This window comes from Acidovorax sp. Leaf191 (genome assembly GCF_001424425.1).
Taxonomy (GTDB): Bacteria; Pseudomonadota; Gammaproteobacteria; order Burkholderiales; family Burkholderiaceae_C; genus Acidovorax.
Map to the genome: position 1 here is coordinate 49,788 of NZ_LMPT01000023.1, position 22,354 is coordinate 72,141.

General features: G+C 61.6%; 21 protein-coding genes, 1 tRNA gene and 1 pseudogene. 13 read left to right on the plus strand and 10 right to left on the minus strand.

The genetic code is table 11. The annotated features are described in order from the left end of the window. Nucleotides 1-327: 327 nt before the first annotated feature. Complete coding sequence (locus tag ASG27_RS24455; RefSeq protein ID WP_056165206.1) at nt 328-1,524, minus strand: acyl-CoA dehydrogenase; 1,197 nt, start codon at nt 1,522-1,524, stop codon at nt 328-330. 182 nt (nt 1,525-1,706) lie between these two features. On the opposite strand from ASG27_RS24455, the gene ASG27_RS24460 reads away from it, so the two are divergent. The 4 genes from ASG27_RS24460 (at nt 1,707) to ASG27_RS24475 (ending at nt 4,449) form a co-directional block, all read left to right on the plus strand. Then, nucleotides 1,707-2,660, plus strand: a complete 954-nt coding sequence (locus ASG27_RS24460) for a LysR family transcriptional regulator (RefSeq protein WP_056413124.1) — start codon at nt 1,707-1,709, stop codon at nt 2,658-2,660. Between the two features lie 85 nt (nt 2,661-2,745). Then, on the plus strand, nt 2,746-2,961 hold the full coding sequence (locus ASG27_RS24465; RefSeq protein ID WP_056412877.1) for a hypothetical protein: 216 nt from the start codon (nt 2,746-2,748) through the stop codon (nt 2,959-2,961). Nucleotides 2,962-2,964: 3 nt separating this feature from the next. Then, the gene (locus ASG27_RS24470) at nt 2,965-3,885 is read left to right on the plus strand and encodes a DUF6279 family lipoprotein (protein ID WP_235503933.1); all 921 of its coding nucleotides are present in this window, start codon (nt 2,965-2,967) and stop codon (nt 3,883-3,885) included. A 351-nt stretch (nt 3,886-4,236) separates the two neighbouring features. Further along, entirely contained in the window at nt 4,237-4,449 is a 213-nt protein-coding gene (locus ASG27_RS24475) for a hypothetical protein (RefSeq protein ID WP_056422285.1), read from the plus strand. 60 nt (nt 4,450-4,509) lie between these two features. Here ASG27_RS24475 and ASG27_RS24480 read toward each other — a convergent pair whose 3' ends face one another. After that, on the minus strand, nt 4,510-4,818 hold the full coding sequence (locus ASG27_RS24480) for a zinc finger Ran-binding domain-containing protein (RefSeq protein WP_156370443.1): 309 nt from the start codon (nt 4,816-4,818) through the stop codon (nt 4,510-4,512). Nucleotides 4,819-4,979: 161 nt separating this feature from the next. After that, the gene (locus ASG27_RS26320) at nt 4,980-5,492 is read right to left on the minus strand and encodes a hypothetical protein (RefSeq protein ID WP_082485758.1); all 513 of its coding nucleotides are present in this window, start codon (nt 5,490-5,492) and stop codon (nt 4,980-4,982) included. 144 nt (nt 5,493-5,636) lie between these two features. On the opposite strand from ASG27_RS26320, the gene ASG27_RS27075 reads away from it, so the two are divergent. Further along, on the plus strand, nt 5,637-5,831 hold the full coding sequence (locus ASG27_RS27075) for a hypothetical protein (protein ID WP_156370444.1): 195 nt from the start codon (nt 5,637-5,639) through the stop codon (nt 5,829-5,831). Beyond that, nucleotides 5,818-6,051: a DMP19 family protein gene (locus ASG27_RS28060; RefSeq protein ID WP_442854074.1), complete on the plus strand. Its 234-nt coding sequence runs from the start codon at nt 5,818-5,820 to the stop codon at nt 6,049-6,051. Before ASG27_RS27075 ends, ASG27_RS28060 begins: the two co-directional genes overlap by 14 nt. A gap of 358 nt (nt 6,052-6,409) precedes the next feature. On the opposite strand, the pseudogene ASG27_RS27740 reads toward ASG27_RS28060, so the two are convergent. Then, a pseudogene (locus ASG27_RS27740) lies at nt 6,410-6,566 on the minus strand (peptidylprolyl isomerase); the annotation flags it as partial. 157 nt (nt 6,567-6,723) lie between these two features. Between ASG27_RS27740 and ASG27_RS26335 the strand changes: the two are divergent. Further along, a complete protein-coding gene (locus ASG27_RS26335) occupies nt 6,724-7,473 on the plus strand; it encodes a lysozyme inhibitor LprI family protein (protein WP_162240416.1) in 750 nt (249 codons plus the stop codon). A 628-nt stretch (nt 7,474-8,101) separates the two neighbouring features. After that, the gene (locus ASG27_RS24485; protein WP_056412886.1) at nt 8,102-9,280 is read left to right on the plus strand and encodes a tyrosine-type recombinase/integrase; all 1,179 of its coding nucleotides are present in this window, start codon (nt 8,102-8,104) and stop codon (nt 9,278-9,280) included. 66 nt (nt 9,281-9,346) lie between these two features. Here the strand turns inward: ASG27_RS24485 and ASG27_RS26340 are convergent, their stop codons facing one another. Then, a complete protein-coding gene (locus ASG27_RS26340) occupies nt 9,347-10,282 on the minus strand; it encodes a DUF4238 domain-containing protein (protein ID WP_082493124.1) in 936 nt (311 codons plus the stop codon). Nucleotides 10,283-11,000: 718 nt separating this feature from the next. Continuing rightward, a complete protein-coding gene (locus ASG27_RS24490; RefSeq protein WP_056412888.1) occupies nt 11,001-11,921 on the minus strand; it encodes a LysR family transcriptional regulator in 921 nt (306 codons plus the stop codon). A gap of 102 nt (nt 11,922-12,023) precedes the next feature. On the opposite strand from ASG27_RS24490, the gene ASG27_RS24495 reads away from it, so the two are divergent. Together ASG27_RS24495 and ASG27_RS27080 are read left to right on the plus strand one after the other, a co-directional pair. Then, nucleotides 12,024-12,896 (plus strand): aldo/keto reductase family oxidoreductase, encoded by an 873-nt coding sequence (locus tag ASG27_RS24495; protein ID WP_056412892.1) that lies wholly within the window; start codon nt 12,024-12,026, stop codon nt 12,894-12,896. 188 nt (nt 12,897-13,084) lie between these two features. After that, complete coding sequence (locus tag ASG27_RS27080) at nt 13,085-14,434, plus strand: AlbA family DNA-binding domain-containing protein (protein WP_156370445.1); 1,350 nt, start codon at nt 13,085-13,087, stop codon at nt 14,432-14,434. 177 nt (nt 14,435-14,611) lie between these two features. Here the strand turns inward: ASG27_RS27080 and ASG27_RS24505 are convergent, their stop codons facing one another. Both ASG27_RS24505 and ASG27_RS24510 read right to left on the minus strand, forming a co-directional pair. After that, entirely contained in the window at nt 14,612-15,328 is a 717-nt protein-coding gene (locus tag ASG27_RS24505; RefSeq protein WP_056412898.1) for a hypothetical protein, read from the minus strand. A gap of 741 nt (nt 15,329-16,069) precedes the next feature. Further along, nucleotides 16,070-16,154: transfer RNA gene (locus ASG27_RS24510), tRNA-Leu, on the minus strand. A gap of 40 nt (nt 16,155-16,194) precedes the next feature. On the opposite strand from ASG27_RS24510, the gene cysM reads away from it, so the two are divergent. The 3 genes from cysM to ASG27_RS24525 all read left to right on the plus strand — a co-directional run bounded on the left by cysM (nt 16,195) and on the right by ASG27_RS24525 (nt 18,026). Beyond that, nucleotides 16,195-17,097, plus strand: a complete 903-nt coding sequence (gene cysM / locus ASG27_RS24515) for a cysteine synthase CysM (RefSeq protein ID WP_056167059.1) — start codon at nt 16,195-16,197, stop codon at nt 17,095-17,097. A gap of 95 nt (nt 17,098-17,192) precedes the next feature. Then, nucleotides 17,193-17,759, plus strand: a complete 567-nt coding sequence (locus ASG27_RS24520) for an NUDIX hydrolase (RefSeq protein ID WP_056412903.1) — start codon at nt 17,193-17,195, stop codon at nt 17,757-17,759. 39 nt (nt 17,760-17,798) lie between these two features. Further along, entirely contained in the window at nt 17,799-18,026 is a 228-nt protein-coding gene (locus tag ASG27_RS24525) for a sulfurtransferase TusA family protein (RefSeq protein WP_056167055.1), read from the plus strand. Between the two features lie 345 nt (nt 18,027-18,371). On the opposite strand, the gene galU is transcribed toward ASG27_RS24525, so the two are convergent. Further along, nucleotides 18,372-19,259: a UTP--glucose-1-phosphate uridylyltransferase GalU gene (gene galU / locus ASG27_RS24530; RefSeq protein ID WP_056412904.1), complete on the minus strand. Its 888-nt coding sequence runs from the start codon at nt 19,257-19,259 to the stop codon at nt 18,372-18,374. Nucleotides 19,260-19,357: 98 nt separating this feature from the next. Beyond that, nucleotides 19,358-22,255, minus strand: a complete 2,898-nt coding sequence (locus ASG27_RS24535) for a valine--tRNA ligase (RefSeq protein ID WP_056412907.1) — start codon at nt 22,253-22,255, stop codon at nt 19,358-19,360. Between the last annotated feature and the right edge of the window lie 99 nt (nt 22,256-22,354).

Below are 22,354 nucleotides of genomic sequence, written 5' to 3' on the forward strand. Positions count from 1 at the left end.
TCTCCCGCAAGGGGAGAGGGGAGTGTCGACACAACACAGCGCCCGATAGGCTCCCGTATTCGCTCCCTCTCCCCTCGCGGGAGAGGGTTGGGGAGAGGGGGTGGCACAGGCATAGGCGCACGCCGCAGACCCCTCTCCCCCGACCCCTCTCCCGCAAGGGGAGAGGGGAGTGTCGACACAGCACCGCACCCCATAGGCCCCCAGGATTCGCTCCCTCTCCCCTCGCGGGAGAGGGCTGGGGAGAGGGGGTGATCAAGCACAACGCATGCGCCGCTACGCCCCCTCCCCCAGCCCCTCTCCCGCAAGGTCAGAGGGGAGTTCCACGTCTCAGTTCGAGAACGCCGCAATCCCCGTCTGCGCACGGCCCAGGATCAGCGCGTGCACATCGTGCGTGCCTTCATACGTGTTCACCACTTCCAGGTTCACCAGGTGGCGCGCCACGCCGAACTCGTCGCTGATGCCATTGCCGCCCATCATGTCGCGCGCCAGGCGGGCGATGTCCAGGGCCTTGCCGCAGCTGTTGCGCTTGATGATGGACGTGCCTTCCACGCTGGCCGTGCCCGCGTCCTTCATGCGGCCGAACTGCAGGCAGGCCTGCAGGCCGATGGCGATCTCGGTCTGCATGTCGGCCAGCTTTTTCTGGATGAGCTGGTTGGCAGCCAGGGGGCGGCCAAACTGCTTGCGGTCCAGCGTGTACTGGCGGGCGGTGTGCCAGCAGAACTCGGCCGCACCCAGTGCGCCCCAGGCGATGCCGTAGCGCGCGCTGTTCAGGCAGGTGAAGGGGCCCTTCAGGCCCTGCACTTCAGGAAACGCGTTTTCTTCAGGCACGAACACGTCGTCCATCACGATCTCCCCCGTGATCGATGCACGCAGGCCCACCTTGCCGTGGATGGCAGGAGCCGTCAGCCCCTTCATGCCCTTGTCCAGCACAAAGCCGCGGATGGGGCCCACCGCGCCGCCTTCGGATACTTCCTTGGCCCAGACGACGAACACATCCGCCACGGGGCTGTTGGTGATCCACATCTTGCTGCCCTTGAGCTTGTAGCCGCCATCGACCTTGTAGGCGCGCGTGGCCATGCTGCCGGGGTCGGAGCCGTGGTCGGGCTCGGTCAGGCCGAAGCAGCCGATCCACTCGCCCGTGGCGAGCTTGGGCAGGTACTTCTGCTTTTGCGCTTCGGTGCCGAACTCATGGATGGGCACCATCACCAGCGACGACTGCACGCTGGCCATGGAGCGGTAGCCCGAATCCACACGCTCCACCTCGCGGGCAATCAGGCCGTAGGCCACGTACGACAGGCCGGGGCCGCCGTACTGTTCGGGGATGGTGGGGCCCAGGAGGCCCACTTCGCCCATCTCGCGAAAGATGCTCACGTCCATCTTCTCGTGGCGGAAGGCGTCCAGCACGCGGGGTGCCAGCTTGTCCTGGCAGTAGGCGGCGGCAGCGTCGCGGATGGCGCGCTCGTCGTCGGTCAGCTGCTGGCTCAGGAGGAAAGGGTCATCCCATTGAAAAGAGGCGTGGGCCATGTGCGTGTCTCCAGGCGGAAAAAAAGGGGTGGCAACAAAGGTGTTCTGGGGCGCATCGTAGGCCTCACCCCACCAGGCCGCAAGCGAGTTCTTTTCATCCAGATATGCATGAATGGAATGTATGGAATACTTTGTGCCAGATACCGCCTGTCAAGTCGGCAGCGTACAAGTTCATCTTCATCATGCGCCGCAATATTCCATCGACCCAGGCCCTGGCCTGTTTTGAAGTCGCCGCCCGCCACGAGAGCTACACCCGCGCCGCGCAAGAACTGGCGCTGACCCAAAGCGCCGTCTCGCGCCAGATCCAGGCACTGGAAGAGTTTCTGGGCGTGCAGCTGTTTCGCCGCACCCGCCACGGCGTGGTGCTGACGCCTGCCGGCGCGCACTATGGCCGCCAGGTGGCGCGCTGGCTGCAGGGGCTGGAGCGCGACACGCTCGACGTGATGGCCCACCAGGGCGAGGGCGGCACGCTGTCGCTGGCGGCCGTGCCCACGTTCGCCACGCGCTGGCTCATACCGCGCCTGCCGCAGTTGGCGCAGGTGCACCCCGACATCGTGGTGCACATCGACACGCAGACGCGGCCATTTTTGTTTGCCGACACCACGTTCGATGCCGCGCTGTACGCCGGCACGCCGGAGCAGGTGGCCAACTGGCCCGGCGTGCAAGCCCAGTTGCTGATGCACGAAGACGTCGTGCCCGTGTGCAGCCCCCGCCTGCTCGAGTCCGCCGCGCCACGTGGCCGGGGCCGCGCCCACCAGCCGGTGGCGGCCGAAGCGCTGGCCGAGTTGCCCCTGCTGCAGCAAAGCACGCGCCCGTATGGCTGGCGGCAGTGGTTCGATGCGATGGCGGTGGAGGCGCCGCACGCGCTCGATGGCCCGCGCTACGAGCTGTTCTCCATGCTGGCCGTGGCGGCCACGCACGGCATGGGCGTGGCGCTGATCCCGCCGCTGCTGATCGAGGCGGAGCTTGCCTGCGGCGAACTGGTGGTGGCCTGCGCCCGGCCCCTGCGCGGCGAGCGCGGCTACTACCTCATCAGCCCCGCGCAACCCGCGCAGTCCCCGGTGTTGACCGCGTTCTCACGCTGGTTGCAGGACATGGCCGCGTTGGGGGGCAGTCCAATGCCGGGACCCGGCTAATGCGCTTGCATGCGCCTTCTGGCTGAACTAATCTGGCGCTGCAAGGATCAGTCAACACATAAATCACAACCTGAAAGCGCCCTCCATGACGACCTACCATGCACCGCATTTCGATCCCACCGTCGACGAGATCGAAACCCTGAAGCAACTCGAAATGGGCCAGACCATCACCATGCCCCACGCGCTCAAGGACCACGTGTCCGCGCGCCTGCTGGAATGGGGCTTCATCGCCAAGGGCACCTCCGGAGACCTGACCATCACCCCCAGCGGTCGCCAGCTCATACGCCGGCAAGACAACTGACCCGTGGCACACCACACCGCTGTTGCAGCGCCTCGTTCGAAGCGCACGCCCCTGTCGGGCAGGGCCCGCGCCCTGCGCGCGGTGGTGCTGGGCGCCGCCATGGCGCTGCTGCTCCAGGGCTGCAGCACCGTCAAGCTGGCCTACAACCAGGCGCCGCAGCTCATGGCGTGGCAGATCAACCGCTACCTGGGGCTGTCGGACGCACAGAGCGAACGCGTGCGCGATGAGCTCGATGACCTGCACCAGTGGCACCGCGACACCATGCTGCCCCAGCATGCCCAGGTGCTGCAGAAGGTCCAGCGCCAGCTGGCGGACGACGTGACCGCGCAGCAGGCCTGCAGCACCTACGCCGATATCCGCACCCAGCTCGACCAGGTGGTCAGCCAGGCCGAGCCCAAGATGCTGTGGCTGGCATCGCAGCTGACGGACAGCCAGATCCGCCAGCTGGAGCGCAAGCAGGCCGACAGCAATGCCGACTGGCGCAAGGAATGGCTCGACCCCACGCCCGAGAAACTGCGTGAACACCGCTTCAAGGAACTGCTCTCGCGGGCCGAGGGCTTCTATGGCCGGCTGGACGAGCCGCAAAAGGCCGCGCTGCGCGCCTTCATCGCCCAGTCCTCCTTCGACCCCCAGCGCACCTACAACGAACGCCTGCGCCGCCAAAAGGACCTGGTGCAGGTGCTGCAGACCGTGGCCCGCGACCGGCAGAACACCGCCCAGACGAAAACTCTGGTGCGCGAGTACCTGGCCCGGTTCGACCAATCCCCCGACCCGGCCTACCGCAGCTACGCACAGATGCTGGTGACCGAAGGCTGCGCCGGCTTTGCACAGGTGCACAACGCCACCACGCCGGCCCAGCGCGTGAAGGCGGTGGCATCGGCCAAGTCGTACGAGCAGGATTTCATGACGCTGGCTGCGCAGTGACGGGGTAGAGCCGTGCAGGTCGTGGGGGCCGCGGTGGCGAACCAGCAGGCCTGACTGGTGCGGGATGGTTGGCTACAGCTTGCGGCGACGAGGTTTGACCGGCAGGGGCTGGCAGGTACTGTGGCTGTTGAGCGCTGCTGCCCGCTGCCGTGCAGTCAGGCCGGAGCTGCAGGCATTGACGCGCGAAGCCAGACCACATGCTGATCGGTGGCCGCACGGCGTATTGCGGCCTGCGACGGCGTGCAACTGCGTGCCGCTGGTCGCCTCGCATCCCGTGGCAATCCCCCATGACGTCTTTTGCGCATTTGGGTAGATCATGGGGTCCTTGCTTGGCACTTGCAGGAGACCCCGATGGACAACGCTGTCTATGTAAAGCTCAAGGGCATCGTGATTCAGGACTTGCTGAAAGACCCGCACCGCGCCCAATTCCACGAGCGCGAACTCAAGACCGAGGATCTGACGCCGGAGTACCGGCGGGCGGTGGAAGAGGCGCTGGCCGAGCTTCGGGCGGCGCAGCGGTCACGCGGTGCTGCTGCCGCTGCGGCACAAACGCAGCGCAAGTGAGCAGGCCTTATCCCGGCATCTGCTTTTCAAAAACCAAAGTTCAGTCAGCGCGCGCCAGCCTCAGAAATTTTGCCTGGCTTTGAGAAACAGCCGCCCAAGAATCGAACCCACGACGCCTGCCACCACTGCGGACAGGTAAATCTGCCGGTCTGAAAGCCAGTGCTCCGTCAGGACAAACTTCAAAAGCACGGCGGTCAGCGCAAAACCGAAGAAAGCCCCGATGCCCGAGTACATGCGCGCGTCGAGTGCGTTCGCAGCCTTCTTGAACCCTTCCGAGTGGCCCGCCGCCTCGTGAATCAGCGTCGTTTGGCACCTCATGCACCTCACGTCGGTCGCTGCATTAAGGTTGTTGCATGTCGGACATTGCATGATCGGTGACCCCTCCTGTTATTGTGGTCTGCCGAATGTATCGCTGAACGTCGGGCGGTCCGGTCACCAGGTCTGCTCCGTCCAACCACCGCGCATTGTCGAAGGGTTGAAGGCAGCTTGAAGGCCGCTGGCGCAGTTCCGATTGACCGAGAGGTGGGGCGCTATCGGTCGAAGTACCACTGCAGAAATTTCCCAGCGGTCTCAGGCTCTGCCATCTCGAGCACTGCCTCAGCAATAGCGTGCTGTCCTTGGGCGGCGGCCGTGGCAGACAGCGCGCAAGCAACAACCCCGCGCTCACGTTGACTGGCGAGCGCCAGCGCTGCCAGCGACGGAAGGCGCACAAGAGAACTGAAATAGGCTTCTGAGAGGTCTTCAGGAACTTCGATTCCACCTTTTGCACGGCAAATTTCTATCCATGCGGGGAATTGAAGGAATGAAGAATCGGCTTCGGCTGGTGCGATTGCCAGCGCGGCAACGACATGTGGAACAGCGGCGAACGACGCGGAATAAACGTCGCCTTGGTGAGCGAGTGCGCTCCACAGACTGAACCAAGGCTCGGCAGTACCCTCCGATGACGGAAGAGAGCTCAATTGAGCGAGCAGCGCGGGGATATCCACCGCGCTGCCGTATGCGTGTTGCAGTTCTGACCACCGCTCACTCGTCAAACTCAGCACAACAATTCCTCATGACGTCTGTATCCTGTAAAAACCTGCGGGAGACACAGGACTATGACTACGCAGCTGCTCGCGGCCCACTTGATGCAAGGACACGCGCCGCGCGTGTCAGCAGGTCCGACCAAGGCTCGCTGAATACCCATCATGGATGACCTCGACTACGTTCTGGAACGCATTGATCCTTGGGTCTCGAAGTTCATTTTTTCAGGGACGACAGATATGACTCCGCTGCAGGTCGTCGGCGTGGGCGTATGGCTGCTGGAAGCGAAGGTGAACAACGGATCAGTATTACTCCAATTCCGCCGGGGCTCTGGCGGTTCCCACCGTGTCCGCGCTTGAAGCCATCGGCGCTAGCAATACAGCCCACTTGCTGGCGGCAGCCAATGCTGAGTTTCCACACGCCGTGCCGCCGGTAGACCGAGAGAAACGCCAACAAGCTCTTGACTCGGTCAGAGAGACTGCGCGATTCGGCGCACTGGAGCGGGAGTTCTACCAAGATCAAGAGCACCGTGTATCGCTTCTGGCGAGCTATCTCAGGGCGCACGTCCTTGATGCCTGATATCTGAAAAGGATTGGCAAGCGGACAGTCCACCACCGTCCGATTTCGTCGCCCGTGTTGTTTGCTGTTCGTAAGTTGGCAGCGGCATACGGCCGGGCGGCTCGGTCGGTTTGGTGGGCTTTGATGGGCTTTGATGGGCTTTGATGGGTTTGCCGATTGTCCAATTGCGTAGATGGCCGTGGACTGCATGGATAGCTAAGCTGCTGATTCCAAAGGAGAAAGAAAAAGTCCAGAAGAGCTTGGACTCTTCTGGAGTCGTTCGTGGTGCCGGACCCATCCCATCCCGAACAAGTACAAGCGCTAGACGCTGAGCGTTCTTGCTGGTGCCTTGGCCGTCCGGTCTGAGCCGCTCGGTCTAGCGCACATCGTCAAGGCGGATGACGTGGTAGCCAAACTGGCTCTTGATGGGGGTCTCGGTGGTCTTGGCCTTTTTCGAGTGTGAAGAGGGCGGCGCTGAACTCGCTCACGTAGCGCGAAGGGTCGGCCGTATCCAGGTCGCCACCCCATGAGCCGGAGGCTGATACGCAGAGATGCGGTGCGCGAGTTGTGCCGGTGCTACCTTAAAAATTTGCTCTTCTGCTCCAAAATTGAGTTAACAGGCCAATGGGAATTGCTCCTACAGTGAGAGCAAATTTTTTATACTTTAATAGGCATTCTTGGGTGTTAATTCTGATGGCATCAAAGAAATTCAAGTCCGCCAATATATTCAAAGTAGAAATGAAAAAACCTTTATTTATCGGCATTGCTCTCGTCGCCATGAACCTTTCTGCTTCGGCGTGGGCTCAGACCGCAGGCCAATTCATGAATAATCCAGCGTTTACCGGTCAAAGGCCGGCGCAGTGCATCTCAACACTTGAAATGCAGCAATGCGCTGCACATGACTTGCGTGATGCAGATGCCGAGATGAGCAAGCACTATGCTGAGTTGCGTGCTACCCTGAGTACAGCTGCTCGAAAGACTCTTTTGACCGAGCAACGGGCGTGGCTGAAATCGCGTGATCGGGACTGCGTCTCCAAAGGGCGCAGTGGCGGCACGATGGCTTCTGTAGCCGTTGCTAGCTGTTGGGTTGAAGTAACTAAATCTCGCTCTTCATCGCTGGAGAAAGAACTCGGGTCGAAGGTGAATTCTGCAGCTCCTTTGCCAGCATCCGCGTTTCTCGGCCGCTGGCGCGGCGGCGAAGGCACTGTAATGAAAATTACGCGCGAAGGCAATCGCCTCTTGATTGACAATCAGTGGGGCTTGGACGCGGATATGCATGGCAAATTTGTTGGCACCATTACAGCGGATGGTCTTCGCTTCGAGCGTAATGGTGTGACCGAGACTGTGCGTCCTGGTATGGGAGATTCCGTAAATCGCAGTGCGTTGAGAGGAAAAAAGGACTGCCTTGTGGTTTCGCGCGATGAAGGCTATTGCCGATATTAGTACGATATTTATTGGGAATAAAAACGATCTTTTGAGATTGGCGCTTCTTAGCATTGACTGCTTTTAACTGATTGCAGACCAACGCAAAAATGCTCCAATATCACTGCCGGGGCCTTTTGCATTCAGCGCCAAGCGTATGCCTGGTAGGAATCATCGCGACGCTCAGGCCGCCGCAGCATCTTTCGCTCGCTGTAACTGCAATGCCTGCACCGGCGTCAGGTACGCACGCCCAGCGCCTCCACTCGGGCTGCTCCAAAGCCTCCGGCCGCTCCAGCGCCACGGCCTTGAGGCGATCAGGGACGGACGGCCATGAACAAGCGACTCCCGCATGTGTGCGGGCTGTACACATGCGGGAGTCGGTCGATTTGGATCAAGGGGCCAAAGAGAAGCGAGTTCGGGCCATTGGCCAAGTCCGGGGGTGGACTGGTCTGGACGGGTACGGGCAGCCAAGCTGCTGATTCCACAGGACAAATAAAAAAGTCCAGAAGAGCATGGACTCTTCTGGACTCGTTCGTGGTGCCGGGGCCACTCTCACAATCTGGGCGCTAACCCGCATGAATGCTCACTCTCTGCTTTGTGCTGGCAGAATGTGCCCCCATTTGTGCCCCCAGCCCTTTTTGGTGCCCCCTTGAAACTCACAGACACGAAGCTCCGCACCCTCTCCGAACCCGGCAAACACTCAGACGGCCTGGGCCTTTATCTCGAAATCACCAAGGCAGGCGGGCGCTACTGGCGCATGAAGTACCGCTTCGCAGGAAAAGAAAAGCGCCTGGCCTTTGGCGTTTACCCCGACATCAGCCTGAAGATGGCCAGGGAGTCCGCCAGCAAGGCCCGCAAGCTCCTGCAGGACAACCAAGACCCGGGGGAGGCCCGCAAGGAACAAAAGGCCCGGGTCGTCCATGAAAACCGCAACACCTTCGAAGCCGTGGCCCGAGACTGGATCGATCACCAGTCGGCCCGCTGGGAGCCCGTCACCATGGGCCGCATCGCGGCCTCGCTCGAAAACGACATCTTTCCCACATTGGGTTCACGCCCCATGGCCAGCCTCAAGGCCCGGGACGTGATGGAAGCGGTCAAACAGGTGGAAGCACGCGGCGCCGCCGACCAAGCAGGCCGAGTGCTGCAGCGCGTGAAGGCCATCTACCGCTGGGCCGTCTCACACCAGCGCATCGACACCAACCCCATGCTCGATCTCGTGCCCTCGGAGATCCTCAAACCCCGCATCGTCCAGCACCGGGCCGCCCTGGCGGAAAAAGAGCTGCCCGAGTTTATGCGCAAGCTCGCGGCCTATGACGGCTCCCCGAGCATCGTTTTGGGCCTGCGCATGCTCATGCTGACGGCCTGTAGGCCCGGGGAAGTGCGCGGCGCGCGCTGGGTGGAGTTCGACCACAAGGCGGCCCTGTGGACCATCCCCGCAGAGCGCATGAAGATGCGCGAGGAACACCGCGTGCCCTTGTCCAAACAGGCCCTTGAAGTGCTGGACAAGATCGAAGCCATCAGCGGCGGCCGCGAGCTTGTGTTCCCAAGCCCGTACTACCCCAGCAAGCCACTTAGCGAGAACACCTTCAACTCAGCGCTCGCGCGAATGGGCTACAAGAGCATCGCCACGGCCCACGGGTTCCGGGCCTTGTTCTCGACCGTGGCCAACGAACACGGATGGAACCCGGATGTGATTGAGCGGCAGCTCGCGCACCGTGAACAAAACGAGATCAGAGCTGCATACCACCGGACAACGTACATGGCGGACCGGACGAGGTTGATGCAATGGTGGGCGGATTATCTGGGTGGAGATAAAAAGGTGTTTTGAATATGGTTCGCATCCTAAATATGTGTAGTTGCGCCAGTAATTTGATGCGAATATTTATTCGTCGCGCTAAATATTTAATTTTGGTCGAGGGCCATGCCTCATATATGGGAGGTTATTAATTTTTTCAGCCAAATCACCAAAATCATCATTTTTTGAAAACAAGAAACGCTCGCTCCAATAAACTTGAAGGGCGTTAACTATTTTTGATGAATTTTTGGAGCCTGAAAGAATGTTTGCAACTTTAAATGTTCTGTCTACGATCCATTCTTTCTCTGGTGCAAATTGATTTATCACCCCTTGCACGATTGATGGGCACCACATGGCAAGGCACAGATCGGGAGAGAGTGGTATATAAAACTCAACTCCTATTTTCATAAGTCCAGGGAAATCTGACCAGTCCTTATCGATTTCATTCTTTCGAGCGACGGGGTGGTCACCTATGATGAATGGGGTTTCTTGGCTTCGCTCAATAAGCATCCAGATTTTATTTTCGAGATATGGCGCATACATTGGGGCGTCGACCCAAATTGCCTTGGCTGTACCTGCCTTTAGGTCATTTTCCGTAGGCTCAGTGACAAAATCTTTAAGTTTCTCGTCAAGGTTGGATATTTCTTGACCGTTTTCTGTAAGGAGTTCGCGAAATCTCTTAACCAATCTTTTGATTTTTTCCTGTGGCATTTTAGTTCTTGCCATTTGAACTGCAAAGAAAAATGATAATTCAGATTTTGTGGCGCTATTAATGCTATTCAGATTTTTGGATGAAACTATTTCGTCAATTATTGGGGCTGCTTTTGTTTCTAGTTGGGATAGCCATTCCTCCATGGAGTGATTGATTCCATCTTCGCTGAAGTTATAGAAGTAATTTTCGCTAGCTATATTTTTCTGATTCTCTGGAAAAGGTCGAGTATTTAGCTTGTCAAATACATGTAGCCGTCCTTTGTTTGATGAAAAGTTTTTCAATAGTAATTGAGGAACGTAGTGATGATTTTTTGCGTGGGTCATGGTGTTGGTATTATTCGAGTGAGTAATTCAAGTTGGTTTCGATTGTTGGCGTTTTATCAGATTTGTAGTATTTAGGGGTCGTATCGGAGAGAACGCAGCGCCGGGCGACCCACATCGATGAGCTGCGGGTTGCCGTGCATGTTTGAGTAACGTACTTGTCCTGGCGTGGCCAGAGGCCAGCCGGAAATCCCAGGGCAATGACTCACTGCATCGAGCAATTCGCATGCATCCAGATCGCGCTAAACGCCCGATCCCGACTGCGCAGTGGTAAGTGCTTTCAAAATCATGTTTTGATGCGTTCCCGTCAGCCGACTGGTGAGCGGTTTTGGGTTCAAGGTCGGAGGCATTGCCGCGAGGTCGTGGCGCGCAGTGGAGACCCCGCCTCGCCTGCCCTCTAAAGAGGCCGTTTCTGCTGATTGTGCCGAATGGGCCTTGCGCTAGGCGTGGTGCGGCTTGGCGGCCGATTGCCGAGTTGGTTGGCGTGACGGGAAATGCCGGCATTTGTCAGTTCACGCTGCTGAGTGGAACTGCTTCAGTTACGTTACGACTTTGACGGCTAAGAAGCGATGGCTACATATCACCCGAAAAGTTTTTCGGGCATGGTGATGATGCTCTCCGGGACAGCTGTAGCAGCCAGGCAAGGTCTTAAAGCACCATTTAGTCGCTAGTGCGATTTTCGTGGCTATTTACCTAAGCGTGCGGGCTGACTTAGATGGGCTCATTGACCGGCGACAAGCCCACCAGACCGCGCCCGCACAAAGTCCACAAACGCCCGCAACGGGGCCGGCATCAACTTGCGCCCTGTGTAGTACAGGAATGGTCCCGAGAAGCTCGGCCACCAGTCGGCCAGCACCGGTTCCAGCTTGCCGCTGTCGAAATGCGGCCGCAGCCAGTCTTCGAACAAATAAACCACGCCTGCACCGCCGACGGCGGCGTCAACGGCCAGATCGGCCGCAGCTCCCAGGCGCACCACCATGCGTGGGACAGGTTCCAACCTGAGCGATTCACCATCACGCTCGAAGTCCCACGGAGGCACGGTGCCGCTGGCGAAGCGTCCGCGCAGGCAGGCATGGTTCAGCAACTCTCGGGGGTGCGCCGGGCGCCCACAGCGGTTCAAGTACGCGGGCGAAGCGGCGGCCGCAAAGCGCTGCACACGAGGACCGATGGGTACGGCCACCATGTCCTGCTCCAGGCGTTCGTCGTAGCGGATACCGGCATCGCAGCCGCTGGCCAATAGGTCCACAAAGCCATCCTCGACGATGACGTCGAGTTGGATATCGGGAAAGGCCTGCAAGAAGTCAGGCACCAGGTCCGGCAGCACCAGGCGCGAGGCACTCATAGGCACATTGAGGCGCAAAGTGCCGGCAGGCTTGTCGCGAAAGCCATTGATCACATCCAGCGCGCTTTCTACCTCGCTCAGGGCCGGGCCCAGGCGCTCCAGCAGGCGCTGGCCGGCTTCGGTCGGCACCACGCTGCGGGTGGTGCGGTGCAGGAGCCGCACGCCCAACTGGGTCTCTAGCCGGCGCACTGCCAGGCTCAGCCCGGAAGCGCTGCCGCCGCTGGCCCGAGCTCCTTCGCGGAAGCCCTTGGTGCGGGCAACCGCCACAAACGCATCGAGGTCACCTAGATCGATCTTCATCGTTTCAATTCCTGCACAGCCTGTGCTGATTGTGCCGGCTTATCAATCAATGGCCTGGTGCCTAAAGTGGACGCCATCCCTTTCAACTCAGGAGATAGCGACATGACGGACCCCCAGAACATTCCCACCACCTTTGCCTTGGGCGACCGCCAGGTGCGTCGCCTAGGTTACGGCGCCATGCAGTTGGCCGGCCCCAGCGTGTTCGGCCCGCCCAAGGACCGCGACGCCGCACTGGCGGTGCTGCGCGCAGCTGTCGAGGCGGGCGTGAACCACATCGACACCAGCGATTTCTACGGGCCGCACATAACCAATCAGCTCATCCGCGAAGCGCTGCATCCCTATCGGGATGACTTGGTCATCGTGACCAAGGTTGGCTGCGTGCGCGGAGCGGACGCCTCGTGGAACCCGGCCACCTCGGCTGAACAGTTGCGCCAAGCGGTGCACGACAACCTGCGCAACCTGGGCCTAGACCGGCTCGAGGTGGTGAACCTGCGCGCCATGTTTGATGTGCACGGCCCTGTCGAAGGTTCGTTGGAGGCGCCCCTTTCCGCACTGGCGGAACTGCAGCAGCAGGGCCTGGTGCGCCATATCGGCCTAAGCAACGTCACGGCCAAGCAAATCGCCGATGGCCAACGCATCTGCCGCATCGCCTGCGTGCAGAACCAATACAACCTCGTGCACCGTGTTGACGATGCTTTGATCGACAGCCTAGCCCGTGAGGGCGTGCCTTACGTGCCCTTCTTCCCTCTGGGTGGCTTCTCGCCATTGCAATCGGCGGGCCTGTCGGAGGTGGCGAAGCAACTTGGCGCCACGCCGATGCAGGTGGCCCTGGCTTGGCTGCTGCGGCGGTCACCCAATATCCTGCTGATCCCCGGTACCTCGTCGGTGGGGCACCTGCATGAGAACTTGGCAGCTGGCAGCTTGACCCTGCCACAAGAGGCGGTGGACCGGCTTGAGAACGTGGCGGCGGGATGATGCAAGGCGGGTCTCAGTTGTTTGAACCGGGTGCGCAAGGTTCCACAACGCGACCAGGGAAGGATGATGTCTGCGATCGGCACCCACAGCGAACATAACGCGGGCCATGTTTAGCCTACTGACACGCTATAGTTTGCAGACTTACGGCTTGCCGGGTTTCAAAGAATTTTTATGCTGGAGCCAATCCCTTGTTAAATCGAGATATCAACTCACGTTTCGAAGATTGGCTGGTCAGCCCGAGCGAGTCTCTCGACTTCGAGGTCAAGCGCTGGTTGGATATGAAAGATTTAGAGTCTCAAGGCTTAGTCGCCAAAGCCTTGATAGCGCTTGAGAATCATGGCGGCGGCTTTCTTCTAATTGGATATTTGGAGGATGCGTCAAAGAAGCTGGTACCGGACCCGACGCGCCCTGCATCGATGGAGCCATATCTCACGGATGCTATGAACGCGATATTGAAGAGACGCGCGGAGCCTTCATTCCACGTTGAGACCACGCTTCAGATCCATCCCGTAACGAAGGAGGAATACCCGTTGATTCGAGTTACTGGCAGATCCAAGGTGCCGATACGCTCAGACAGCGGTACTCCGGACGGCAGCCTGAAGCCGCATATTTACTACGTGCGGGCACCGGGCCCCGAGAGCCGCGGCCCACAAAGTTCGGCTGAATGGGATGCGCTTTTGAAGCGCTCTGTCCAGAACCAGAGGGAAGAGATTGTGGCTATGTTGAGGACGTTGCTTCCAAGCGCAACTGATCTTTTAGGGGGTAAACAGACTGATGAACAGGAAGTGCTTCACGCATTTGTGGAAGCCTCTACAGTTCGTTGGGAGGGCCTAAACGCTGGTCTACCTGCAGAGAACCCCGCCAAGATCACCCGCGGTCACTTCTCCTTCGCAGCTCGCATTGTCGGCAATAGCAAAAACGCGACAGCAAAGGAAATCATCGAGGCTAATCAGTCTGCTAGACGGTACACGGGATGGTCAGCACTTGTTGTGCTCAATCAAGAGACTGCTAAGCCAAAGCTTGTAGATGGCTGTATCGAAGCATGGCTCGCGCATATCAGCTTTCCCGACGTTGGGCATGCCGATTTCTGGAGGATAGACCCCAAGGGGAATTTTTTCCTGCTTCGTGGCTACCAAGAAGACTCTCATGATCCGGTAAAGGGGTTTGGAAAGCCCGGCGAACTTTTTGAAGCAACCTTACCGGTGTGGCGTCTTGGCGAGTTTCTTTTGCGAGTCGTTGACCTTGCAGACGTTATGTTCGAGGCCGGGTATGAAGTGCTTGTTGAGTGCACGTGGACCGGGTTAGCTGGCAGAAGCCTGTTTGTTCACAATATGCGTCGCTTCATGCCTGGCGGACACGTAACAACGGCGCAGACCGTTACGACCAGAGCCAAGTTCTCCCAGCAGGTAGTGCGGGAGCTTCTGCCTGACACCGTGAAGGCGATGACACATCCACTGTATGAACATTTTGACTTCTTCACCCCTTCGGACAGCTTTTACTCTGAAGAACTGGCGGAAATGACAAAGAACCGGTTTTAGAGGCGCGCAATCGGTCCCAGTGATGCCTAACCCCGTGCCCCAGCGGAGCGCCGCTTTCATTTAAATTGACCGGCTGCTCTTGGCGGATTGCTGACCAACGCAAAAAGGCCCCGACATCACTGCCGGGGCCTTTTGCTTTCAGCGCCAGGCGCACGCCTGGCAGGACCACCGCGACGCTCACGCCGCCGCAGCATCCTCCGCGCGCTGCAACTGCAGCGCCTGCACCGGCGTCAGGTACGCACGCCCCGTAAACGCCCCCAGCTCCAGCACGCCCAGCGCCTCCACCTCGGGCTGTTCCAGAGCCTCAGGCCGCTCCAGCGCCACGGCCGTCAGGCGATCCCCGACGAACTTCATGCGGTAGGCCCGCATGTCCTCAGCGCGCTGATCAAAGCCCAAAGGGTCGGGAACGTGCGCCAGCAGCGCCATAGCCTTCGAGAGGGCCTCTTCGCACTCTGCCAGGGCCTTGTAGGCCTCCAGGCGCGCATAGGCCCCATAGGCGGCATCGTGGGCGGTTGCGTAGTGCTCCGCGGCCCGTGACGCACTGGCCCGAATGGGCAGCGCGGTGCGCTCCGAATCGGCCAGCGCCTCGCGCAGCTCTTCGGCAATCGACTGGGCATCGTTCTTCGTGAACAGCGCATCCTTGACCGCCTTGGTCTTCTCGTAGTTCGAGGCCGCTAACAGACGCTTGAATTCCTGCGTTGCGGACTCGGCCGCGGCCTCATGCGCGGCGATCTTCTTGCGCAGCTCCGCATGGCGCTCCAGCAACTCGGCGTAGGTTTTACCCGCGCCGTTGTTGAACTCCGCGCACGCCTGTGCGAGCGCCCGCAGCGCAGCGTGATAGGTGGCTTCGGCTTGGGTCAGTTCAGCCTGAATGGGGGTGGTCTTGGTGGTCATGGTGATGGTTCCTATCAGCAGTCGGTCAGCTGGATTTCTGCGGTGTGGGTCTGGCCCGTGCGGGTGCTGAACTGCAGGGACACCTTCTTGTCGACAGTGGAGACTCGCCGGCGATCTGTCTTCTGCAGGTGACGGCGCGCCGCACGCCCGGCCTTGCGAGAACTTGCCAATGAGTCCCTTCAACACTGCGCGCAGGACCACCGGCGGGCCGCTGCGCCTCGCTGCGTCTGCGGGCTGCACTGAGCTGCGTGCGCAGCGACTGGGCGTCCTCGCGCAGGGCCGGCGCCGGGGCAATAGCGGGGCGGGTCCGTCGGGCGTTGAGAAATTAAGGGGGCCGTGTGAGAAGGGTGACCGTGCAAGGCGAGCGGCACAAATCCGAGCGGCTGGGGGCACTACCGGCGGGCGGTTCGTGAATTCGGTGGGTTTCGGTGAGTTGTGGGACCTGACCGAGAGCGCGAAAAAATGTGCCTAGCAGCAGATTCGGACGCTCTGTATGACGGAAATAGTATGGAAAGACGTTGGGCTGACGTCTGCTGTCACAAGAGTCCGCTTCAGGGCGCTTTCCAGGGTGCGATACGACCCCGCAGTGGGGGCACAAGCTGTAGACCTGGCACATGTAAATATGCCCTAGTTTTCTCGGATGGGCGGCTGGTCTCGACGGGTACGGACAGCCAAGCTGCTGATCCCAAAGGACAAATAAAAAAAAGTCCAGAAGAGCATGGACTCTTCTGGACTCGTTCGTGGTGCCCGGGGCCGGAATCGAACCGGCACGCCTTGCGGCGGGGGATTTTGAGTCCCCTGCGTCTACCAATTTCACCACCCGGGCTGGAATTCGTGAAGCCGCAAATTATGGCACAGTAGGGCGCATGAAATATCCGACGATTGAAGATGCGGTTGGCAACACGCCGCTGGTCGCGCTGCAGCGCATTGGGGCTCAGGACAACGCCGCGCGCGGCAACGTGGTGCTGGGCAAGCTGGAGGGCAACAACCCGGCGGGCTCGGTCAAGGACCGGCCGGCCCTGTCGATGATCCGCCGGGCCGAAGAACGCGGCGACATTCGGCCCGGTGACACGCTGATCGAGGCCACGTCGGGCAATACTGGCATCGCGCTGGCGATGGCGGCGGCGATCAAGGGCTACCGCATGGTGCTGGTGATGCCCGAGGACCTGTCCATCGAGCGCGCGCAGACGATGAAGGCCTTTGGCGCAGAGCTGGTGCTCACCCCCAAGAGCGGCGGCATGGAGCATGCGCGCGATCTGGCCGAGGCGATGCAAAAGCGGGGCGAGGGCAAGGTGCTCGACCAGTTCGGCAACCCGGACAACCCGCGCATCCACTACGAAACCACCGGCCCCGAGATCTGGGAGCAGACCGGCGGGCGCATCACGCACTTCGTGAGCGCGATGGGCACCACGGGCACCATCACCGGTGTGTCGCGGTTCCTCAAAGAGAAGAACCCGGCCATCCAGATCATCGGCGCGCAGCCGGAAGAGGGCTCGCGCATCCCCGGCATCCGCAAGTGGCCGCAGGAGTACCTGCCCAAGATCTACGACGCGAGCACGGTGGACGAGCTGGTGTACGTGAACCAGGACAACGCCGAAGACATGTGCCGCCGCCTGGCGCGCGAAGAGGGCATCTTTGCGGGCATCTCTGCCGCTGGTGCCTGCTGGGTGGCCCAGCAGATCGCCGCGCGCGACAGCAACGCCACGATTGTCTTCGTGGTGTGCGACCGGGGCGACCGTTACCTGTCCACCGGCGTATTCCCCGCGTGATCTGGAAGAAGGCCGGCTGCGTGCCCTTCTTTTTTAATGAAAATGGCCGCTACCGCTGGATGAGCGTGCGCAAGCAGCTATCAAAATAAGAGCATATGCACTACGAAACCCGCTACTGCACCCACTGCGGCACCGCGCTGCAGCCGATCACCCTGGCCGAGGATGGTGGCGACAAGGAGCGTCTGCGCTGCCCCGCCTGCGGCTGGACGCACTGGAACAACCCCACCCCGGTGCTGGCCGCCATCGTGGAGGTGGACGGCCGGGTGCTGCTGGCGCGCAACGCGGCCTGGCCGGCCAAGATGTTTGCGCTGATCACCGGCTTCATGGAAGCGGGCGAGTCGCCGCAGGAAGGCATTGCGCGCGAGGTGAAGGAAGAGACCAACCTCGACGTCCTGTCCACCACCATGGTGGGGGCGTACGAGTTTCTGCGCATGAACCAGGTCATCATTGCCTACCATGTGGTGGCGCAGGGCGAGGTGCGGCTGTCGCCCGAACTGGTGGATTACCGGTTCTATGACCTGGGCGAGCTCAAATGCTGGCCCGCCGGCACCGGCTATGCGCTGGCCGACTGGCTGCGTACGCGCGGGCACGAGCCGGTGTTCTTCACGGCCGAAGAAAATGAAGAACGCCGCCGGGGCCTGAACCTGCCGCCCAAAGACTGAAGCACAAGACAAGACAAGACAAGATACGGACACAACACCATGGACATCCACAAAGAAGTCGACACGCGCGGCCTGAACTGCCCCCTGCCCATCCTCAAGGCCAAGAAGGCGCTGGCCGACATGGCCAGCGGCCAGTTGCTCAAGGTGGTGGCGACGGACAGCGGCTCGCTGCGGGACTTCCAGGCGTTTGCCAAGCAGACAGGCAATGAGCTGGTGGAGCAGCAGACGGTGGGCGAGGAATACATCCACGTGCTGCGTCGGCGTTGACGACCTGACGGGTACACGCACGGAGGCACCGCAGGCGGTTCACGACGCGGGGCGTCCTGTGCAGGGCTGGGGGCCACGGGCGCACGCCCGGCCATTCAAAAGAAACCCTCTCGCAGCGTTTGCTGGAAGAGGGTTTTTTGTTGTGCAGGCACGGTGTTGTGACTGGGCGCCGGTCAGCTTTATCCGCGCGGGCCAGGCGCGGCACCTGGCTTCGACAGGCTCAGCCCGAACGGGCGGGGGGGATGGTGCGCCGGTGGGCGATCTCTGGCCCCCGAGTCCTGATCCCCGGAGAACGATCCCTGGAGAACGATCCTCGGGGCCTGATCCCCGCGGTCGCGCTTACGCTTACAGCTCCAGCGCCTTCAGGTATTCACGGAAGTGCGCACCCACCTGCGGGTGGCGCAGCGCCAGTTCCACCGTGGCTTCCAGAAAGCCTTCCTTGCTGCCGCAGTCATAACGCTTGCCCTGGTACTGGAACGCGTACACGGCCTCGTTCTGCATCAGGCGGGCGATGCCGTCGGTGAGCTGGATCTCGCCGCCCACGCCGCGTGGCTGGTTGCGGATCTCGTCGAACACGCCGGGCGTGAGGATGTAGCGGCCGGCCACGCCCATGCGGGACGGGGCCACGTCGGCCTTGGGCTTTTCGACGATGCGCTCGATGCGGATCAGCGGGCCCCCGGCGGATTCACCGGCCACGATGCCGTACTTGTGCACCTGGTCTTCCGGCACTTCCTGCACGGCGATGACCGAGCGGCCCTGCTGGCGAAAAGCCGTGGCCATCTGCGCCAGCACGGGCTGGCCGCCCTGGGGGCCGACCATCAGGTCATCGGCCAGCAACACGGCGAAGGGCTCCTTGCCCACCAGCGGTTCGGCGCACAGCACGGCGTGGCCCAGGCCCAGCGAGCGGGGCTGGCGCACGAAGGCGCAGTCCATGTCGTCGGGCTGGATGGAGCGCACCAGGTCCAGCAGTTCCTTCTTGCCGGCGGCTTCGAGTTCGGCTTCCAGCTCGTACGCGGTGTCGAAATGGTCTTCGATGGCGCGCTTGCTGCGGCCCGTGACGAAGATCATGTGGCGGATGCCGGCGGCGTAGGCTTCTTCCACCGCGTACTGGATCAGCGGCTTGTCGACCACGGGCAGCATCTCTTTCGGAGACGCCTTGGTGGCGGGCAGAAAACGGGTGCCCAGGCCGGCAACGGGGAACACGGCTTTGCGGACGGTGGTGGCAACGGTCATGGAGAAGGTTCCTTCGGGGATGTGAAGCAGTGAAATCGGGCGGTGGTGGGGGCGCCGCCAGGGCGGGCCCGCCAGCCCGACGAGTATGGCGTCGGTGGTCAGCCCAGTCGTGTCAGTTGATCGCGCAACCGGCCCAGCGTGGCGCCGAAGTCGGCGATGCGCTTCTTTTCCTGGTCGATCACGGCAGGGGGGGCCTTGGCCACGAACGCTTCGTTGGAGAGCTTGTTGTGGGCCTTGGCGACCTCGCCCTCGATGCGGGCGATTTCCTTGGACAGACGGGCCTTCTCGGCCGCCACGTCGATCTCCATGTACAGGCACATGCGGGCATCGCCCACCACAGCCACGGGCGCGGCCTGCGCGGCGGCGGCCCAGGCGGCTTCGTCGTCGAACACCTTGACCTCGCTGAGCTTGGCCAGCGCCTGCAGCACCGGCGCCACGCCGCGCATGAACTCGGTGTCGCCCACCACGAACATGGGCAGGCGGGTGGAGGGCGAGACGTTCATCTCGCCACGCAGGGCGCGGCAGGCGTCCACGAGGCCCTTCACGCGGCCCATGTGGGCGATGGAGGCCTCATCGATCTTGGCGGGTTGGGCCTCTGGGTAGCGGGCGATGCTGACCGACTCGCCGGGGATACCGGCCACGGGCGCCACCACTTGCCACAGGGCTTCGGTGATGAACGGGATGATCGGGTGGGCCAGGCGCAGGATGGCTTCCAGCGTGCGGATCAGCGTGCGGCGCGTGGCGCGCTGCTCGGCCTCGGTGCCGTTCTGGATCTGCACCTTGGCGATCTCCAGGTACCAGTCGCAGTATTCGTTCCAGACAAAGTCGTAGATCGTGTTGGCCACGTTGTCCAGGCGGTACTCGGCAAAACCCTTGGCCACCTCGGCCTCGGTCTTTTGCAGCAGCGACGTGATCCAGCGGTCGGCCTGGCTGAAGTGCATGTAGCCGTGGGCGGGGCCGCCGGGCTGGCATTCTTCCTTGGTGTGCTCTTTCAGGCCGCAGTCCTGGCCTTCGCAGTTCATCAGCACGAAGCGGCTGGCGTTCCAGAGCTTGTTGCAGAAGTTGCGGTAGCCCTCGCAGCGCTTGCTGTCGAAGTTGATGCTGCGCCCCAGGCTGGCCAGCGCCGCAAAGGTAAAGCGCAGCGCATCGGCGCCGTAGGCCGGGATGCCCTCGGGGAATTCCTTTTGCGTGTTCTTGCGCACGGTGGGTGCGGTCTCGGGCTTGCGCAGGCCGGTGGTGCGCTTGTCCAGCAGCGGGTCGAGCGCAATGCCGTCGATCAGGTCCACCGGGTCGAGCACGTTGCCTTCGGACTTGGACATTTTCTTGCCCTGCGCGTCGCGCACCAGGCCGTGGATGTACACATGCTTGAACGGCACGCGGCCGGTGAAGTGCGTGGTCATCATGATCATCCGGGCGACCCAGAAGAAGATGATGTCGTAGCCCGTCACCAGCACGGTGCTGGGCAGGTACAGGTTGAAGTCGTCGGTGGGTGCGTCGCCTTGTTCAGGCCAGCCCATGGTGCTGAAAGGCACGAGCGCGGACGAGTACCAGGTGTCGAGCACGTCCTCGTCGCGGCGCAGCGTCTTGCCGGGCGCCTTGGCCTGCGCCTCGGCTTCGCTCCGGGCCACGATCACGGTGCCGTCCTCGTCGTACCACGCCGGGATCTGGTGGCCCCACCACAGCTGGCGGCTGATGCACCAGTCCTGGATGTTGTTCATCCACTGGTTGTAGGTGTTGACCCAGTTCTCGGGCACGAACGTCACCTCGCCCGTGGCCACCGCGTCGATGGCCTTTTGCGCGATGCTCTTGCCCGTGGGGTCCTGGTCGCTCACCTTGCTCATGGCCACGAACCATTGGTCGGTCAGCATGGGCTCGATGACCTGGCCGGTGCGGGTGCAGATGGGCACCATGAGCTTGTGCTTCTTCACCTCGATCAGCGCGCCGAGGGCTTCGAGGTCTGCGACCACGGCCTTGCGGGCCACGAAGCGGTCCATGCCCTGGTATTTGGCCGGGGCGTTCTCGTTGATGGTGGCCTGCAGCGTGAGGACCACGATCATGGGCAGCTTGTGGCGCTGGCCCACGGCGTAGTCGTTCTGGTCGTGCGCGGGGGTGACCTTCACCACGCCCGTGCCGAATTCCTTGTCCACGTAGTCGTCGGCGATCACCGGGATCTGGCGGTCGCACAGCGGCAGGTTCACCATCTTGCCGATGAGGTGGGTGTAACGCGCGTCCTCCGGGTGCACCATCAGGGCCACGTCGCCCAGCATGGTCTCGGGGCGGGTGGTGGCCACCGTCAGGCTGCCCGAGCCATCGGCCAGCGGGTAGGCAATGTGCCACAGCGAGCCGTCTTTTTCTTCGCTCTCGACTTCCAGGTCGGACACGGCCGACTGCAGCTTCGGGTCCCAGTTCACCAGGCGCTTGCCGCGGTAGATCAGGCCCTGTTCGTACAGCTTCACGAAGGTGTCTGTCACCACCGTGGAGAGCTTGTCGTCCATGGTGAAGTATTCACGGCTCCAGTCCACGCTGTCGCCCATGCGGCGCATCTGCGTGGTGATGGTGTTGCCCGACTTTTCCTTCCACTCCCACACTTTGCTCACGAAGTTCTTGCGCGCCTCGGGCGGGGTCGGGCCCATGTCGTAGCGGCTGATGCCTTGTTCCTGCAGCTGGCGCTCCACCACGATCTGCGTGGCGATGCCCGCATGGTCGGTGCCCGGCACCCACGCCGTGTTGAAGCCGCGCATGCGGTGGTAGCGCGTCAGGCTGTCCATGATCGTCTGGTTGAACGCATGGCCCATGTGCAGCGTGCCTGTCACGTTGGGTGGCGGCAACTGGATGGAGAACGCCGGTTCGCCCGCCTGGGCGGCGCCGGTGCCCCGGAACCCGGCGACGCCGTAGCCACGGCGCTCCCACTCGGGGCCCCAGTGGGCTTCCAGGGCGGCGGGTTCAAAAGACTTGGACAGGCTGTCGAGGCCGGTTTGTTGCAGGGGCGAGCTCATGGGGTATGGGGCGGTGGGACCCGGCGGCCACGCTGTGCGGCGCCGGGTCGGACAAGATGGACCGGGCATTTTACGGGAGCGCAGCCACTGCCCCGGCGC